Origin of the sequence: Vibrio agarivorans (genome assembly GCF_030409635.1) — a bacterium.
Lineage (GTDB): Bacteria > Pseudomonadota > Gammaproteobacteria > Enterobacterales > Vibrionaceae > Vibrio > Vibrio agarivorans.
Map to the genome: position 1 here is coordinate 2,310,705 of NZ_JAUFQF010000004.1, position 17,205 is coordinate 2,327,909.

14 protein-coding genes are annotated in these 17,205 nt (G+C 45.9%); 11 read left to right on the plus strand and 3 right to left on the minus strand.

Translation table 11 applies throughout. From position 1 onward, the window contains the following. The first annotated feature begins 22 nt into the window (after positions 1–22). Positions 23–163 (plus strand): hypothetical protein, encoded by a 141-nt coding sequence (locus QWZ05_RS19165; protein ID WP_290300096.1) that lies wholly within the window; start codon positions 23–25, stop codon positions 161–163. A gap of 334 nt (positions 164–497) precedes the next feature. Here QWZ05_RS19165 and rplY read toward each other — a convergent pair whose 3' ends face one another. Both rplY and radD read right to left on the minus strand, forming a co-directional pair. After that, positions 498–776 carry a 50S ribosomal protein L25 gene (gene rplY, locus QWZ05_RS19170; protein ID WP_264877346.1) on the minus strand — a complete coding sequence of 93 codons (279 nt, stop codon included), beginning with the start codon at positions 774–776 and terminating at the stop codon, positions 498–500. 154 nt (positions 777–930) lie between these two features. After that, positions 931–2,667 carry a DNA repair helicase RadD gene (gene radD / locus QWZ05_RS19175; RefSeq protein WP_264877347.1) on the minus strand — a complete coding sequence of 579 codons (1,737 nt, stop codon included), beginning with the start codon at positions 2,665–2,667 and terminating at the stop codon, positions 931–933. Between the two features lie 158 nt (positions 2,668–2,825). Between radD and QWZ05_RS19180 the strand changes: the two genes are divergently transcribed. The 6 genes from QWZ05_RS19180 (at position 2,826) to QWZ05_RS19205 (ending at position 9,090) form a co-directional block, all read left to right on the plus strand. Continuing rightward, the gene (locus QWZ05_RS19180; protein WP_264877348.1) at positions 2,826–3,323 is read left to right on the plus strand and encodes a hypothetical protein; all 498 of its coding nucleotides are present in this window, start codon (positions 2,826–2,828) and stop codon (positions 3,321–3,323) included. Between the two features lie 30 nt (positions 3,324–3,353). Continuing rightward, positions 3,354–5,405, plus strand: a complete 2,052-nt coding sequence (locus QWZ05_RS19185) for an alkyl/aryl-sulfatase (protein WP_264877349.1) — start codon at positions 3,354–3,356, stop codon at positions 5,403–5,405. A gap of 105 nt (positions 5,406–5,510) precedes the next feature. Next, a complete protein-coding gene (locus tag QWZ05_RS19190) occupies positions 5,511–6,413 on the plus strand; it encodes a LysR family transcriptional regulator (RefSeq protein WP_264877350.1) in 903 nt (300 codons plus the stop codon). A gap of 88 nt (positions 6,414–6,501) precedes the next feature. Beyond that, positions 6,502–7,206 carry a 16S rRNA pseudouridine(516) synthase RsuA gene (gene rsuA / locus QWZ05_RS19195; RefSeq protein WP_264877351.1) on the plus strand — a complete coding sequence of 235 codons (705 nt, stop codon included), beginning with the start codon at positions 6,502–6,504 and terminating at the stop codon, positions 7,204–7,206. Between the two features lie 6 nt (positions 7,207–7,212). After that, the gene (locus QWZ05_RS19200) at positions 7,213–8,424 is read left to right on the plus strand and encodes a Bcr/CflA family multidrug efflux MFS transporter (RefSeq protein WP_264877352.1); all 1,212 of its coding nucleotides are present in this window, start codon (positions 7,213–7,215) and stop codon (positions 8,422–8,424) included. Positions 8,425–8,427: 3 nt separating this feature from the next. Beyond that, entirely contained in the window at positions 8,428–9,090 is a 663-nt protein-coding gene (locus tag QWZ05_RS19205; RefSeq protein ID WP_290300101.1) for a DUF2913 family protein, read from the plus strand. A gap of 10 nt (positions 9,091–9,100) precedes the next feature. Here QWZ05_RS19205 and QWZ05_RS19210 read toward each other — a convergent pair whose 3' ends face one another. After that, entirely contained in the window at positions 9,101–10,543 is a 1,443-nt protein-coding gene (locus QWZ05_RS19210) for a DUF2867 domain-containing protein (protein WP_290300103.1), read from the minus strand. A gap of 242 nt (positions 10,544–10,785) precedes the next feature. Between QWZ05_RS19210 and QWZ05_RS19215 the strand changes: the two genes are divergently transcribed. From QWZ05_RS19215 to nhaA, 4 genes are all read left to right on the plus strand, one after another. Further along, positions 10,786–12,156, plus strand: coding sequence for an MATE family efflux transporter (locus tag QWZ05_RS19215; RefSeq protein ID WP_264877355.1), 1,371 nt, complete (start codon positions 10,786–10,788; stop codon positions 12,154–12,156). 202 nt (positions 12,157–12,358) lie between these two features. After that, positions 12,359–13,030, plus strand: coding sequence for an ABC transporter ATP-binding protein (locus QWZ05_RS19220; protein ID WP_264877356.1), 672 nt, complete (start codon positions 12,359–12,361; stop codon positions 13,028–13,030). Next, a complete protein-coding gene (locus tag QWZ05_RS19225) occupies positions 13,011–15,464 on the plus strand; it encodes an ABC transporter permease (RefSeq protein WP_290300107.1) in 2,454 nt (817 codons plus the stop codon). Before QWZ05_RS19220 ends, QWZ05_RS19225 begins: the two co-directional genes overlap by 20 nt. A gap of 175 nt (positions 15,465–15,639) precedes the next feature. Beyond that, on the plus strand, positions 15,640–16,815 hold the full coding sequence (gene nhaA / locus QWZ05_RS19230; RefSeq protein WP_264877358.1) for a Na+/H+ antiporter NhaA: 1,176 nt from the start codon (positions 15,640–15,642) through the stop codon (positions 16,813–16,815). Positions 16,816–17,205: the final 390 nt, after the last annotated feature.

Sequence of the window (17,205 nt, forward strand, 5' to 3'; positions counted from 1 at the left end):
ATTTGCCTCCTTGCAGGTTTGAATGAGACACAGAAGAAGTCAGGCGGCGAAGAGCCGCTTGGTCGTCTTCCAAGTCATTTTTCGAAACCTGTTCGGCAAGGTACTTCTCAATGGTCGCCTTAAGGTGGAGCACAAAGAGAATGGCATAGGCCCTCAGTATTGAGTGGTGGCTAAAAGTTAGTCTGCATTAATAACCGCACTAATATTGTGACTAATTTCATGCTTATCGGGATGAGAAAAATAAGGTTAGTAAAGTGTGAAGTAAAAGGGATAAGTCACGCTTATGTAAGCAGGGAGAGGTTGTTAGTGGAATATAAGCCGAGCGAATTTGGGAAACATCCTGTTAGGGTGTGAGTATTGGGAGGCCTTAAAACGGTGAAACCCCAGAGGTGGTAAGTCTCTGGGGTTTCGAATTTTTTAGATATCTCGGTTGGTAAGTCCGATAATCTTTCTATGCAAAAAGTTGGATTAAATCCGAATAATTCCTTGGTAGGGAATTAGATGCGGATGAAGTCCATGTGCTCAACTTTTGGCTTGAACGCGTGACGTTGAACGTCTTGTGGCTTAACCTTAACTTCTTCGCCGCCGATCACTAGAGTGATTGCTTCGTAGAATTCTGGCTTGTCCATTTGGTTGATCACGTCATCGTGGTTTAGAACGATAGAAACAGGTGCTGCTTCACCACCGTAAACGATTGCTGGGAATTGGCCAGCGTGACGTAGGCGGCGGCTCGCACCTTTACCTAGTTCAGTACGTACTACTGCTTCAAATTTCATAGTATTTACTCTCAAATTAGTAAAATAAGTTTCACGTCAACAATGCGACCTTGTTGGCGTAGTATAGCTCTCTCAATAAGACATTACTGTGAAAGCGAGCGCGGATACTATCATTGAATATCGTAACGAGCAATAAGAAATAGCAATAAATCCGCTAATTTAGCTCATCAGCAAAGACTTTATCTCGTAATGACCAAAAACGCCCCGATTTTCTTGCAATCACAAACTGAGGTGGTCGAAATCGGTGTTGATTATCAGATGCTTGTTTGGCTGTTAACGCATTGTAGGGGTTATGTTTATCTGCTAAATGGGGACGAACAAACTGCTTAGCAAACGCCTGTTTTTGCTTCTGGGTATTTAAAGACCAAAACTCGTGCACTTGTGCTTGATTTTCACCCTGGTACGTGACCTTTAAGCTCGATTTTCCGCCATTGTCCTTGTGAACAGACAGGCTCATAGATAGACACTCGAATACCAATGCGTCTTTTAGGTCTAGCGCTTCTTTAAGTTTTTTGTCTGGATCAACCAAGGTAGCATCACATTCGTGGCAGATACGCGCGGCAATATCGTTGTCTGCACCGCATTCGTTACAATATTTGGCGCGGAAGCGATACCCACAATGTTCACGTTCACCTGTTTCTTCATCGGTAAAATAACCTTGGCAGCGTCGGCCAAAATGTTCGAGTAAAAATCCGTTGCTGTCTAACTTACCCCAAAAGTTGTTGTTAAAGCCGCAGGCAGGGCAGGGAATAGTGATAATTTCACTGTCAGCGTCAGGCTTTGGATCGCCCACTTCAGGTTGATATAAGTCATAGCTGTTGCCTGCGTAATCCAACACTAAACATTCGGTTTTACCGTCGGACAATCTCAGGCCCCGTCCCACGATCTGCTGATAGAGGCTAACGGATTCTGTTGGACGAAGAATGGCGATGAGATCAACATGTGGTGCGTCAAATCCCGTCGTGAGTACCGACACATTGACTAGAAATTTGATTTCACGATTTTTGAATCGCTGAATAATATCATCGCGCTCTAGAGTCGGTGTATCGCCAATCACAATCGCGGCTTGGTGATCAGGTAGTAGAGAATAGATCTCTTGAGCGTGACGCACCGTCGCGGCAAAAATCATCACGCCGTGACGTTCTTTAGCTTGTTCAATCACCTGCTGCACGATTTGCGGAGTGGCTCTTTTTGAGCGTTCGATGACAAGATCGAGTTCCGATTCCTTATAGCGACCTGTGGTTGCCGGTTTCAGTTGAGAGAAGTCGTAACTGAGTACTGGCGCGTCGATCATTTGCGCTGGCGTCAAGAAGCCTTCATCTAATAGGTAACGGATAGGGAGCTCAAAAATACAGTCGCGGAAAAAGCGGCTTTCTTCAGTTCGTACTAAACCACGCGTGTGGTATTGGTAAATCCAGCCCATACCAAGACGATAAGGTGTGGCAGTAAGCCCAAGCACTTTAATGCTTGGATTGATTGATCTTAGATGGGCGATCACTTTCTGATAACTACTGTCTTTGTTATCGGGCACTCGGTGACATTCATCAATGACCATTAGCGAAAAAGCGTCTTTGAAATCATCGAGGTTACGAACCATAGACTGAACAGAGGCAAACACAACTTGCTCTTCTGTCTCTTTGCGTCCAAGTCCCGCCGAGTAGATGGCCCCTTTTAGATCATACCCCTCATATTTCGCATGGTTCTGCTCTACCAACTCCTTAACGTGAGCAAGCACTAAAACCTTACCGCGCGCTAAACGAGCAAGTTCGGCAATCACCAAACTTTTCCCAGCCCCGGTCGGAAGCACGATGACAGCAGGTGTTTGATGTTTCCGAAAATAGTGAATAACCGCTTTTACGGAGTCTGCTTGATAGGGACGAAGAGTGTACATTGGGCTCGCAAGGAATCTAAAACAGAAAGGGATTATACACGCCAATTTGATGAAAAGTGAGATGAATAGTATTCATACCACAATGTCATCTAGCTTGGTTTTTATTCAGCGTGTGGCTCGCTAACATAACATCACCAAAACGAAGTCATGAGGCATTAATGAAACGACAACTGCTCGCCGTGACCCTTGCAAGTGTGATGCTCAGCAGCAACGCCAACGCATGTTTAGCGGATGGAGGGGTGGATGGAGCCATCTTTGCAACCCCACAGGGGACGTTTGAAGTCGCAGTTGCTTTTCATCAGGCAGAGCAGCAGGGCCTTATCAGCCGTTCAGTTCGTGCTAACTGGGCAACCGTGCAATACCTCTTGTTGCAAAAGCTCGAAGCTCGTTTCGCCGGGGAACATTTTGATATCACCCTATTTGATGGTGAAGGCCAGCATTTTTATCGACTGATCGCAGATGGTCAATCCATCAAGATTCAGGCGCATCAAATTCCAAAAGATAAGTATCAAGGCGTGGTCGTAACGGATATTGATGTACTTGTCGCAATGGTGCGAGGACAACTGTCGTTTAGTCAAGCAAAGTCGTTAGGTGTCATTACTAATAGTGCCGTGTCACGAGATTTTGAAGCCCTTATGGCCGCTTCGTTCATTTAATTTCTAATAAGCATAAACTTTGAGGTTCTTATGAAACTTTCTACCCTAGGCGTCGTTGTAACAGCAACACTTTCAGGTACGGTGGCAGCAGCGGCATCGCTACCGACCTTTACGCCTGACGAAAAAGCGGCAAGCTCTCACACCGTTGCGTTCCAGAATGAACTACGTGAAAGCCTACCTTTTGCAGATAAAGAGGATTGGGATTTGGCGCGTAAAGGCTTCATTGCACGCGTAGATGACCTGGAAATCAAAGACGCAAACGGCAACGTGGTTTGGGAACTGGGTAGTTACGACTATTTGCTTCAGGGTAAAGATTACGATTCGATTCATCCTTCCATGCAACGTCAGGCTGAACTCAATATGGAACACGGTCTCTATGAGATCTTACCAGGGAAGGTATATCAAGTTCGCGGTTATGACTTGGCTCAGGTGAGCTTTGTCCGTTCAGACAATGGTTGGGTGGTATTTGATCCGTTGACGATCCCTGAAACGGCAGCCGCTGCTTATGACTTGTTTAAGCAACATGCTAAAGATGGCGACCTACCGATTAAAGGTGTGGTGTATTCACACTCTCATGGTGACCACTTTGGTGGTGTGAAGGGTATCGTCTCGCAAGAGCAAGTTGACAACGGTGACGTAGAAATTCTTGCCCCTCGCGCATTCTCAGATTTTGCAATTTCAGAAAACGTGCTTGCCGGTAACGTGATGGCACGCCGAGTAGTGTTCCAGTACGGCAACACATTGGCAAAAAGTCCGAAAGGCCAAGTAGATGCGGCTATTGGTAAGGGGGTAGCAAACGGTGGTTTATCCCTGATATTGCCAACTCACCAAGTTGAAGACGATATCGAAACATTGAAGGTTGATGGACTTGAGATGGTGTTCCAGAACGCACCTGATACAGAAGCGCCATCTGAAATGAATACTTACATCCCAGCTTATAAAGCATACTGGGGTGCAGAGACAACGGTTGCGGGTTTACATAACGTTTATACGCTACGTGGCGCATTTGTTCGTGACACACTTCAGTGGGCTGACTCTATCAACGAAGCGCTTTACCTATTCGGTGGAGAAGCAGAACTGCTATTTGCTTCTCACGGCTGGCCACGCTGGGGCAATGACAATATTCAAGACTACTTACGTGGTCAACGTGACATGTACGGTTACTTACACGATGAGACACTGCGCCTAATCAACCACGGTGTAAGCATCACTGACATTCAAGATGAGTTCTTTGTACCAAAGCCGCTTGCTGATCAATGGTACACACGTGGCTACCACGGCTCATATCACCGTAATGCAAAAGCGGTGGCGAATAAGTACATCGGTTACTTCGATATGAACCCAGCGACGCTACTCCACCTTAACTCGGTTGACCAAGCAACGAAATACACAGAAATGATGGGTGAAGATGCGATTCTTGCTGAGGGTAAGAAAGCGTTTGAAAACGGTGAATATCGCTGGTGTGCGACAGTCGTAAACAACGTGGTATTTGCAAATCCTGGGAACATGCAAGCGCGCTACTTGCAAGCTGACTGTTTTGAGCAGTTAGGTTATCAGTCTGAGTCGTCAGGTGAGCGTAATGTATTCCTAGCAGGTGCATCAGAATTACGTAATGGTGTCGTTGAGGTTCAATCAACCAAAGCCGTTACTCCAGATTTGATTCAAGCGATGCCAACGCGTGACTTCTTGAACTTCATGGGTGTTCGTTTCAATGGCCCGAAAGCGGCGATGGACGGATTCAACATGAATGCGAATCTTGTCATCCCTGATGAAGATGCAAAATACGCTATCGAAGCAAACAATGGCCGTATGAGTAACATCGAGGGCTTCGATGTGCCAAACGCTGACTTCACACTGACGGTAAACCGTTCAGATATCACGTTGATGCTGCTGCAACAAACCACGCTTCAAGAGCTATTGAAGTCAGGTAAAGCGACTGTTGATGGCGATATCTCAAAAATGAGCGCACTGACATCGTACCTTGATGACTTTGATTTCTGGTTCAAGATGGCGCTGCCGCAAGACCACAGTGGTTACAGCTACGGTAAATCGGCGACAGGTCAGTCTCCAATCAACCGTTAGTCGATATCCCTTTTCGCTAGTTAAGTTGTAAAACTTGTCTTTGCCCTTGCTTTGCAAGGGCTTTTTTTGTTTTATTGAGTTATATGTTTTGATAGGTGACACCACATGCCGAAAAGCAATCACTTCGATTTAAACCTGTTACGGGTCTTTTTAAGCGTTTACAAAACAGGCTCTTACTCTATGACCGCAGAAGCATTGGATCTTACGCCTTCAGCAGTGTCACATGCGATTAAAAGGCTCAATACTCAGCTTGGTGAAACACTATTTCAGCGCAAAAACGTCGGAGTGGAGGCGACCTTTGTTGCCCATGATCTATTTAAACAAGTCTCACCAGCGTTTAATACCATTGAGCAGAGCATTTTGGGCTATGAAAAATTTTCGCCGGAAAATAGTACTCGCTCATTCAAAGTGTTTGTGCCGGATGTGTTTATCTCTGACATGATACCGAGACTGCAAAAGATTAACCAAACCAGTGCCGACATAATTTGTGTGGCGCTTCCTCCGGATGATGAACAGATTTACGATGCCCTAATGAGTGGTGACGTTGATTTGGTGGTGGACTATGTGGATCCCAGGGTGTCTAGTGTGACGTCAGTTCTGACAGCACAAGAAGATATTTGTTGTGTAGTAAGAAAAGACCACCCGAGGGTAGGTAAGCAAGTGGATTACTCTGGTTATTTTGCGGAGTCTCACGCCAAGCTGAACCTGCGCCGTTTTGATACCAGAGCGGCTGAAACATTGGCAAAAGTGCCACTGCCAGAGCGTAAAACGCACAGTGAGCACAATTCACTCTATTCGATGATTTATACGGTTGCGCATAGTGAGGCTCTTGGGATCAGCCCGACTCGATTAGCCAAAGAATTTCAGTCGACTCTGCCTATTCGTTTGATGCAGGTGCCGTTTGAGATCAGCAAGATTGACGTTTGGGTTAACTGGCCGAAAAAGCTAGAAAATAACCAAGCGAACCAGTGGCTTCGTTCAATCGTTATTCAATCCTTGTCAAATTAGGTCAATTCAAGTCATTTCATGGGTTTTACCTCGCAGTATAGTGAATTGTCTGTATACTGCGCTGCATAGAAATGTTAGTGAGGTCACAATGCGTTTAGACAAATTTCTCTGTGATGCTTTAGGTGCAACACGTAAAGAAGCAACAAAAATCATTAAAAGTGGTGAAGTCACCGTAGACGGTGCTGTGCAGAAAAGTGGAGCGTTCAAAGTTTCCGATGGTGCAGAAGTTGCTTGGCAAGAGAGAGTTATCGCAAAACCTGGCCCACGCTACATCATGCTGTATAAGCCAGATGGCTTTGTGTGTTCGCATGAAGATGGCTTCAATCATACGGCATTTGTGCTACTCGATGAGCCTAAAATGGAAAGCCTTCATTTCGCTGGGCGCTTAGATGTCGATACCACCGGCTTGGTGCTGATTACGGATGATGGCCAGTGGTCTCATCGTATTACCTCACCGAAGCACAAATGTGAAAAAGTGTATCGTGTATGGCTTGCGGATGCGATCGGTGATGATTATGCCGAAAAGGTGGCGCAAGGTATCGAGCTACGCAATGAAAAAGACCCAACAGCTCCAGCCAAGATGGAAGTGGTTAACTATGCAGAAAACGAGCTTTTGTTGACTATCTCGGAAGGGAAGTACCATCAGGTAAAACGCATGTTTGCGGCATTGGGCAACAAGGTTGAACAACTGCATCGAGAAAAGATTGGTCAAATCACCTTAGACGAGAGCCTAGAGCCTGGCGATTACCGCTTCTTAACACAGCAAGAAATTGACTCTATTTGGAATAAATAACTGCTAATGACAACGTCAACTCAAAACACGACTTCTACCGCTAACGCGTCTCTCAACTTTGTTTTGTTTATGGTACTCGGTGCCATCGGCGCACTCACACCTCTGGCTATCGACATGTACTTACCTGCGATGCCGGATATTGCTCGAGATCTGAATGTGACTCCGGGCGAGGTGCAGATCACGTTGACCATGTACACAGCAGGCTTTGCACTTGGCCAGCTGATTCACGGCCCCATTTCTGATAGCTATGGCCGACGACCTGTATTGATTGGTGGCACGCTATTTTTCATGCTCGCGGCGATCATCAGTGCATCGGTATCTGATATTGACTCATTGACTTATGTGCGTGCAGCGCAAGGGTTCGCGGGTGCAGCGGCAGCGGTGATCATCCAGGCGGTTGTGCGCGATATGTTTGAGCGTGAAGACTTTGCACGTGCCATGTCGTTTGTCACGTTGGTGATTACTATTGCGCCATTGATCGCTCCGATGATTGGTGGCTATATTGCCGTGTGGGTTGGATGGCGTGGTATCTTTTGGGTGTTAGCCGCCTTTTCTATGTTGGTGATCGCTCTGGTTATGTGGCGTATCCCTGAAACACTGGCAGTAGAAAACCGCAGTCCGCTGAGATTTGGTACTACGCTACGTAACTACTTCCGACTCCTCAGTAACCCGGTCGCGATTGGCCTAATGTTCTGTGGCGCGTTTTCATTCTCTGGCATGTTTGCGTTTTTGACCGCGGGCTCATTTGTCTATATCGATATTTTTGGTGTAGAAACACAAGAGTTTGGTTATCTCTTTGGCCTGAATATTGTAGCGATGATCATTATGACCAGTCTCAACGGCCGCTTCGTTAAGCGTGTCGGCTCGCACAATATGCTGCGCTTCGCTCTGAGTGTACAGCTGTTCGCTGGCTGTGGTTTGTTCATGGCATGGTTATTTGACCTTGGCCTTTGGGGTATTGTGCCGTTTGTTGTGATGTTTATCGGCACCTTATCTACGATTGGTAGTAACACAATGGGCTTGCTGCTAAGTGGTTACCCTAATATGGCAGGAACCGCGGCTTCATTAGCAGGTACACTGCGTTTTGGTTTAGGCTCTATTATCGGTGTGATTGTGGCTAGCCTGCCTGGAGACGAAGTGTGGCCAATGCTTCTTATGATGACGGTGTGTGCTGTGTTGTCTGCAACCTTCTACCTTGTACTTTCTAGAAAGGCTTAATTTATGACTCTATATACTCAAGACATTCAAAACGTGGTGAACAGTGCGTTAGATGAGTTAGCTGAACTGCATCGTCAAGGAAAAGCGGTTAATGCCCCTGTGGCGAACAACCTATTTTTAGTTCGATGGGTAACTAAAGCACTGAAACAGCAGCGCTTTGGCCGAGTCGTTAGCCAAGATTTGACGCGTTGGCAAAAGGCAGGTCGCTCGAAAGGGAATGATGCTGCGTTAGAGAGATTGTTCAAGCGTATCTCTGCTTATTACGCACAATTTTTTGCGCAAGATCCACAAGGCGCTCCAGTGACAGATGCGATGATCGAGACTTTTCTTGATCAAATGATTGCCGAGAATTGGGATGTGTCGACATCCGAGCCTTTAGTGAATGCCGGTAAAGTACAATTCTTCAGTGAAGGCTTAAATTCACTGGCGTTGTGTGCTAACCAATGTGATGACTGCTTTGATGGTGAGCTGCTGGTGAAACCAATGAGTTGGTTTGTGCGTGGTAATCACGCACAATTTGTAGAGATGGCAATGAAGGCAGGGTTTATGGTTCACAAAGTGACGGACTATAAGTCGAATGTGAAATACCACGGTGAGTATCTTGTCTTCCCTAATAACCAAGGCAACCAACTGGCAGAAATACCGCTAAACTTCAGCGCGGAATAATTGCATAACTTTAGCGTTTCTTATCAAGAGCGATGGCCTTTTTTGCGATCGCTCTTACCATTCCTCGAAAGATGAACAGGTGAGCGGGCATCATCGCGAACCAGTATAAAAGCCCGAGAAACCCTTTAGGGTGCCACCAAGCTGTCACAGACAAACGTCGCTGATTACCTAAATCTTCCAACTGAACTTCTAAGCGACCTAAACCTGGCCCTCTCATACCAAACAGCAGTGACAGAAACTTAGGCTCATCAATGCGGATCACTTTCCACGAATCAATATGATCGCCGACCCGAAGTTCATCTCCTTTGGGTTGATGACGCACAGGGCGTCCACTACCAAAGAAAATATCCAGCCATTCTCTTAGACGCCATAGAGGGTTGGCAAAGAAATAGCCCTCTTTTTGACTGCCAAGCTTCTTGGCAACCTGCCATAAGGCACTGATAGAGGCCGGTGTGGTAAAACTTGCCCCTGCCTGTTTTGGGTAGTAACCGTAACCGGGTTGCCAGCGCTTTAAAGCCGTAGGATCGTAACCCCAAACATTAGAACGAAGAAACTCGCCATCTTGATTAATGGAGTGCTCAACCGCCTGTTTAAATGGGATTAATGTTTGTGGGTATTTGGCGCGAATTTCTTGGTCGTTTGCAATAAAGTCGTGATCTAAACCTGCAAGCAATGCTCTACCAACCGCAGCAGGCACAGAGGTGATGATGCTCAGCCAGTGAGAAGCCATCTTAGGGCTGAGTAGGGGCGTTGTGAAGATTCGAAAGGGTCGACCATTAGCTCTACAGATGATTTCAAACTGTTCTCTATACGTCATGGCATCGGGGCCTCCGACTTCATAGATAATGTTATCTCTAGGCTGTTCATTAGCAATTGAGATTAGGTAGTGATTAAGATTGTCGAGTGCGATCGGGTTGGCTTTAGAGTCGACAGAAGTGGGTGTTACTAGAATAGGTAGGTTCATCACAAAGTCGCGCATTATCTCATAAGCTGCAGAGCCTGGTCCGATAATCACTCCAGCACGAAGCTCTGTGATAGGAACCTTCGATTGACGCAGGATAGCCCCCGTTTCACGTCGCGCTTTTAGGTGTTCGGAATTTGCGGTTTGTGGTTGAATCGCACTAAGGTAGATAACGTGTTCGACGTGGCTGTGATTGAGCGCATTTTTCACGTTGACTGCCAGAGAGAGCTCATATTCGACAAAATCATAACCATGGGCCATGCCGTGAACGAGGAAAAACACCAAATCATGTTGCGCGACAAGATTTTGTGTTGCTTCTGCATCAGCTAGATCGAGGTAGACGAGTGACAAATTAGGCGCGGGTTCAACGCGTGCCTTTAAGTATTCTAGTTGCCTCGCTGCGCCCGTCACTTGATATCCGCGATGAACCAGCAATGGCAAAAGTTGTGAACCTATGTAACCAGATGCCCCAAGCACTAAAACTTTTTTCATTTACGGTCACTCCTTAGACCAAAATTTAGAGAAGCCTATCAATTGTAAAATTACGTTATTCGATCAATCAGTTATCGCAATAAATTTACTCACAGCACCACGATTTGAGGCGTATACTTCGTTAATGAATCAAAAGAACCTGAATTGCTTACTTCGTTAGCTCTCGAATTCATATTAGTACCAAGATTCAGCTGGCTTAAAAGCCATTTACCCATCAACATGTAATTTAAACGAGGTAGTGTGTGTCGACATACGCATTAGTGTTACGCCATTTAGACAAAGATTTTCTGCGCAAGTTAATCGCCATAGCGTTACCTATCACATTGCAAAATATCATGTTTTCTAGTCGAAGCTTAGTCGATGTGATGATGTTAGGGCAACTCGGAGAATATGAAATTGCAGCGGTCGGCATAGCAGCGCGAGCCACTTTTGTTTCGACAATCATGCTGGTGGGAGTGACAACCGGTGGCGCACTGCTCACTGCTCAGTATTGGGGAAGTGGTAATAGAGAAGGAGTGAGGCAAAGTACCGCACTCACTTGGTTAGTCTCAATGGCGTTTGCTGCAATCACGGTATTAATATTTTTACTGTTCCCACATCAAATCATGGGTGTAACCACTGATTCGCAACAAGTGATAGAGTTGGGAGCTCAGTACCTGATTATTACATCGGTGACTATGTTTGTGGTGGCTTGCGGCGCAAGTATGGCCGTTGGCTTACGCGCGGTGCACAAACCGGGCTTAAGCACCTTATTTAGTGGTGTGGGGATCGTCGCCAATATTTTCCTTAATTGGGTGCTGATTTTTGGTCATTTGGGCTTTCCAAAGTTAGGCATAGTCGGGGCCGCTATCGCTACAGTTATCAGTGGCTTCATTGAGATTGCCTGCTTATATGGCTATCTCTACGGCAAGAAGCATCTGCTGGCGTTTGGCAAGGTTGACATTGTTGCAGTACTCAAAAAAGAGAAGGTGCGAAAATTCCTGTCACTCTCAATGCCAACCACGTTCAATTTCTTAGCTTGGTCAGGCGGCTTGTTCGCTTATCAAGCCATTATGGGTCAGACCGGAGTTCAAGGGTTGGCTGCATTGGCAGTGATGACCCCAATCGAGTCTATGTCATTAGCGCTAATGATTGGGCTTTCTTCGTCAGGTGCAGTGCTAGTAGGAAATCAATTAGGCGCCAATAAGCATGATGAGGTTTATTATCAAGCGCTCGGTATTACCGCGATTAACATTGCGACCTCGATTCTTGTCGCACTCGTGGTGTATCTGCTAAGAGCCCCAATTCTTGACGCCTTCAGTGCGCTCACTCCAGAGACAAGAGCACTCTCAGATAAGTTCATGGTGATCTTGTGTATTGGTATTTTTGTCCGCTCAGTGCCGATGATGGCAATCAATGGCATCTTGCGGGCTGGCGGAGACGTGAAGTTTTGTTTGTATCAAGATTTGGTCGCGCAGTGGCTAATCGGTATTCCTTGTGCAGCATTGGCGGCTGCATTGCTGGTTTGGCCACCTGAGTGGGTTTATGCCTTGTTCTTACTTGAAGAGGTCGTTAAGTGGATAGGGTCGATTCCCCGAATTAAAAGCAAAAAATGGATTAGGAACATACTTTGAGTCACATCAACTAGCATAAAGTGATTTTTTGACATCATTGAGAGGTGAACAATCTACACAGCAAATCAATCATTTGCGGCTAACTACGTGCTTTGACATTTAAGGTTGAGCATTTTGTGATCTAGTGTGCAAAATGCTTCCTAGTCGGTGGATTTTAGTGTAGATTCTCACCCCGGAGAAAAGTCATCACACGAGCGGTTTAATGTTACAACTGACCAACTTAAGCAAAGGATATGTCGACGGGGGAGAGTTTTACCCTGTACTGCAAGGTGCAGAATTGACGTTGGCTCAAGGTGAGCAGATGGCATTGATGGGTGAGAGTGGCTCCGGTAAGAGTACGCTGCTTAACCTAATCGCAGGCCTTGATACGGTCGATGACGGTCAAATCCAGTTTCCAAAATTTGCGATGCACGATGTGCAAGAGCACCAAAGAACCGCTTATCGTCGAAATAATATCGGTCTAATCTTCCAGCAGTTTAATCTTCTTCCTACACTCAATATTGCCGATAACATCCGTTTTTGTCGTCAATTAAAGGGACTGCCTGAAGACCAAGCACTTTGGCGACAAATCCTTTCCGTCTTGGACCTCATGCCTTTGCTAGGTCGTTACCCAGAAGAAATTTCAGGTGGTCAGCAGCAAAGAGCAGCGATAGCACGAGCGCTCTACCTAGAACCCAAACTGCTATTGGCCGATGAGCCGACAGGGAGTTTGGATGAGCGAAATGCTGAAGCGGTGATGCGACTGCTGACGAATTTGACGCGAGATTTAGAGTGCACATTGCTGCTGGTCACACACAGTGAGAAAGTCGCCAATCACTTGTCAGGGCGCGTGCGTTTGCAAGGAGGGCAGCTACATGTCATGGCCCGTAGTTAAAGCGCTACTCGGTCACTATCATCGCCACCCATTCCAAGTTATTCTCGTCGCGTTAGGGCTGATTCTTGGTGTTTCTCTATTGGTTGGTGTTACGGCGATCAATAACCACGCACGAGATAGCTACGAAAATGGGGACCAACTGTTTTCGAGTCCAATTCCTTACCTTATTCGTACTACTGAACCGAACGGCGTTCTACCAAAGTCTCTCTATTCTGAGCTTCGCGATGAAGCATTCGAACAATGCACCCCATTTGATTTTGTCAGCCTTCGCAGCGCTGAAGGTGAAGATATCAATATCGTTGGCGTTGATCCGCTGTTTATGACGCGTTTTAATCAGCGATTTGAAATTGCCGAAGCACCACATCTTCCTAAAGCCACCCATCCATTCCCAATTTTGGTTACCGATGATTTTGCCCAATTGATGAACTGGGGTGCCGGAAATCTCATTCGCCTTGATGATGGCTCTTTTATTGGGCCGGTGATTATCGACAATGAGGATTTCCTCAATAGTTCACAAATCGTTGCCGATAGCAACTTACTGCGTGGCCTGCAGCGCAAAAGCGACCTTACATTTATCGGCTGTGGTGAGATGTCAGTCGATAAGTTGACGATTTTAAAAACTCGCCTGCCTGATGGCGTAATGCTGACACGAAATTCTAGAGCAGAGCTAGAGTCGATTACTCAAGCCTTCCATATGAATTTAAAAGCGCTAGGAATGCTCTCATTCCTCGTAGGCTTATTTATTTTCTATCAAGCAATTTCATTGTCGATGATTCAAAGACAGACGCTTGTGGGCTCATTACGTCAATTGGGCGTGTCTAATCTACAGCTGATTCAGTCAATGCTCATTGAGCTACTTGTGCTCGTTACAGTATGTTGGGTGGTGGGTAATGCGTTTGGTCTTATTTTGGCCAATCAGCTAATGCCTTCTGTCTCTTCCGGCCTTGGCTATCTTTACGGCGCGAGTATGAGTCTTAATGTCAGCTGGTCATGGGACACTGGCTTGTATAGCTTAATGTTGACTGCGATTGGTGCTGGGCTTGCGTGCGCATGGCCGCTGGTTCGACTGTTAAGGTCTCAGCCTATTCGCCTGACATCAAAACTGTCATTGGTGCGTTTTGCAGGTAGAGAATTTACCTTACAGGCGGCATTGTCTTGCGTGTTTACGGTCGCGGCCATCGCTATATTTCAAGCTCCTGAGTCTAACGAATCGGGTTTTGCGATTATTGCCTTAATGCTGCTTAGTGTGGCGATGTTCACGCCTTTTTTGCTGTGGCATCTTTTCCAGAGTTTTTCATTCAGTTTACGCTGGGTCAAAGTACGTTGGTTCTTTGCTGATGCGGCGGCTAGTATGAGTTATCGCGGCGTTGCAACGATGGCCTTTATGCTTTCGATGGCTGCCAATATTGGGGTTGAAACTCTGGTAGGAAGCTTCCGTCATACAACCGATGAGTGGTTAACGCAAAAGCTTGCATCTGATGTATATGTTTACCCCTATGCTAAAACCGCTCCGACGTTGAGCCGTTGGCTAAAAGCTCAACCAGAAGTTGAAGAAGTGTGGTGGCGCTGGGAACGCGATGTTGCGACTGATTTAGGGCAGGCTCAGGTGGTCAGTAGCGGTACATCGCAAGGTGAACATGATGCGCTAGCCGTGAAGCTTGGTATCCCAAAATATTGGCAAAACCTGCATTATTCGCGTGGTGTGATGGTGAGTGAATCTATGTCACTGAAACTTGATATCCGACCAGGCGATTATATCAATCTCGGCGCGGATTTTGGTGATGGTTGGTTGGTTACCGGGGTTTATTACGATTACGGTAACCCGTTTAATCAAGTGGTGATGTCGCACCGTAACTGGTTAGCAGCCTATGAAGGGCAGGGCAATATTACTTTAGGCGTGAATTTAGCGGATAATATCGATAAACGTGAGTTAAAACGTCGATTGATGCAGAACTTCGATTTAGGCGCAGACCGTATTGTCAATAACAAGACGATTCATACCCAAGCTTTGACCGCATTTGACAGAACGTTTGTGATTGCAGACACGCTGGGTAACATCACCCTAATCATCGCGATTGTCGGGATCTTTTTTGCTACCTTAGCGGGAGAGTCCTCGCGCCAGAAACAGTTCTCTTTGCTTCGCTGTTTCGGTATCTCGGGCAAAGAACTGGTATTCGTTGGTGGTTTACAACTGTTGGTGTTTGGTTTCATTTCGATACTGATTGCGGTACCACTAGGCTTAACGTTGGCACAGCTTGTTGTTGATATCATCATTAGGCAGTCTTTTGGTTGGACGCTGCAGCTCTACTTTGAACCTGCAATTTACCTCAATACCGTTGTACTGGCGCTGGTTGCTCTCGTGATCGCAGGGATACTACCGGTGGCGAGATTGCTACGCCTAACACCGATGCAGTCACTGCGAGAGTCACTCTAAGTTTCAGATACCACTATAAAATTGTAATCAATTGTAACTGTGCGGCAACATTTGTAACTTTGCTTTTCATTGCGAGCTACACTTTAGGCTGGTGTTTTACACCAGTTTAGGGGTATTTCGTTAGCTTATTTCACTTCGGTGAAAGGGCGTTTTATTGATAAGGAAAGCAAAGATTATGGTAAAAGTCTTACGTAATTTTGTGAAGTCCGAGTCATCCGGTGGTGTGTTGCTAATTATTGCGACCATTGCTGCTATGACGTTGGCAAACAGTTCTTTTAGTGATGTTTATCACGCCTTTCTCCACAGTTATTTTCTCGGTATGCCGATCAGTCACTGGATTAACGATGGCTTAATGGCCATTTTCTTCTTGTTGATTGGTTTGGAAGTAAAGCGTGAGCTATTAAAAGGGGCACTTAAAACCCGAGAAATGGCTCTGTTTCCCGCTATTGCTGCATTAGGTGGCATGGTAGTTCCCGCTCTTGTTTACGTCCTTTTTAACTACCAAAACCCCGAAGCACTTGCTGGTTGGGCAATTCCGGCAGCAACAGACATCGCATTCGCGCTTGGCGTGATGGCATTGCTGGGTGATAAGGTGCCAGTGAACCTTAAGGTTTTCTTGCTGGCGCTCGCTATCATTGACGATCTTGGCGCCATTGTGATCATCGCACTTTTCTATACCAGCGATCTTTCAACGGTTGCATTATTAGCGAGTGTGGCGTCTACGTGTTTATTGTTTTATATGAACATAAAGAAGGTACACTCGATAGTCGCGTATCTAGTGGTTGGGTTGATCTTATGGGGCGCAGTCATGGCATCAGGTATCCATGCCACAATTGCAGGTGTATTAGTTGGCTTTGCCATCCCTCTGCGTCTGAAAAAAGAGGATTACACTAAGCCGTTAGCGCCACTTGAGGTGCTGGAGCATAAGCTCAACCCTTATGTGGTGTTCATTATTTTACCTCTATTCGCGCTGACCAATGCAGGTATCACGTTAACCGATGTCTCAGTTGAAGGGTTAACGTCGATGGTGCCTATGGGCATCGCGATGGGTTTGATGGTTGGTAAACCGATAGGCATCACGCTATTTTGCTGGCTTTCGATTCGGTTAGGGTTGGCGAAACTGCCTGCTGGGACTAATTTTGGTCAGGTAGTGGCGGTATCCATGCTGTGTGGTATTGGATTTACGATGTCAATTTTCATCTCTTCGTTAGCGTTTACCGGAGAAACCTTGATTTTTGAAACGTACGCACGACTTGGCATCTTGATGGGGTCTAGCCTTTCAGCGATTACAGGGTTCACCATTTTATGGTGGGCGTTGCGTCCCAATCAGCAAACTGTTTTGCAAGATTAGGTCATTTCCCAGTAACAAGTTAGCAAAAAATGCGGCAATATCACTCAAAGCCATAACGTTATTGTTATGGCTTTTGTTTTTTTATTTATACTACTTATTAAGTTGGGCTGAGAAATGTAACGGAAATGTCTTGGCTTAAACTAATTGCGTTGTTTTAGTGATTATATGTAGGTTTTTCCGATGTTTGGGCTCACAACAAGCGAATATCTTTCTAGACACTTCAGCACTAGAATTTGACCTACGTCAACCTATCGCTATAGGTATGACAAATAACAATAAAGTTGTGTTAACTACAGCAACAATTATCAATAAGGTAACAGGAAACCGAGGATTGGTTTTCTTATCTATTTTTGGGAATCACCCTTTTCGCAAGGCGAGAGGGTAAACGGA

Bases quoted from the DNA above. Each gene is read 5' to 3' on its own strand.
- QWZ05_RS19165 (WP_290300096.1), top strand. From the start codon at position 23: ATGAGACACAGAAGAAGTCAGGCGGCGAAGAGCCGCTTGGTCGTCTTC.
- rplY (WP_264877346.1), bottom strand. From the start codon at position 776: ATGAAATTTGAAGCAGTAGTACGTACTGAACTAGGTAAAGGTGCGAGC.
- radD (WP_264877347.1), bottom strand. From the start codon at position 2,667: ATGTACACTCTTCGTCCCTATCAAGCAGACTCCGTAAAAGCGGTTATT.
- QWZ05_RS19180 (WP_264877348.1), top strand. From the start codon at position 2,826: ATGAAACGACAACTGCTCGCCGTGACCCTTGCAAGTGTGATGCTCAGC.
- QWZ05_RS19185 (WP_264877349.1), top strand. From the start codon at position 3,354: ATGAAACTTTCTACCCTAGGCGTCGTTGTAACAGCAACACTTTCAGGT.
- QWZ05_RS19190 (WP_264877350.1), top strand. From the start codon at position 5,511: ATGCCGAAAAGCAATCACTTCGATTTAAACCTGTTACGGGTCTTTTTA.
- rsuA (WP_264877351.1), top strand. From the start codon at position 6,502: ATGCGTTTAGACAAATTTCTCTGTGATGCTTTAGGTGCAACACGTAAA.
- QWZ05_RS19200 (WP_264877352.1), top strand. From the start codon at position 7,213: ATGACAACGTCAACTCAAAACACGACTTCTACCGCTAACGCGTCTCTC.
- QWZ05_RS19205 (WP_290300101.1), top strand. From the start codon at position 8,428: ATGACTCTATATACTCAAGACATTCAAAACGTGGTGAACAGTGCGTTA.
- QWZ05_RS19210 (WP_290300103.1), bottom strand. From the start codon at position 10,543: ATGAAAAAAGTTTTAGTGCTTGGGGCATCTGGTTACATAGGTTCACAA.
- QWZ05_RS19220 (WP_264877356.1), top strand. From the start codon at position 12,359: ATGTTACAACTGACCAACTTAAGCAAAGGATATGTCGACGGGGGAGAG.
- QWZ05_RS19225 (WP_290300107.1), top strand. From the start codon at position 13,011: ATGTCATGGCCCGTAGTTAAAGCGCTACTCGGTCACTATCATCGCCAC.
- nhaA (WP_264877358.1), top strand. From the start codon at position 15,640: ATGGTAAAAGTCTTACGTAATTTTGTGAAGTCCGAGTCATCCGGTGGT.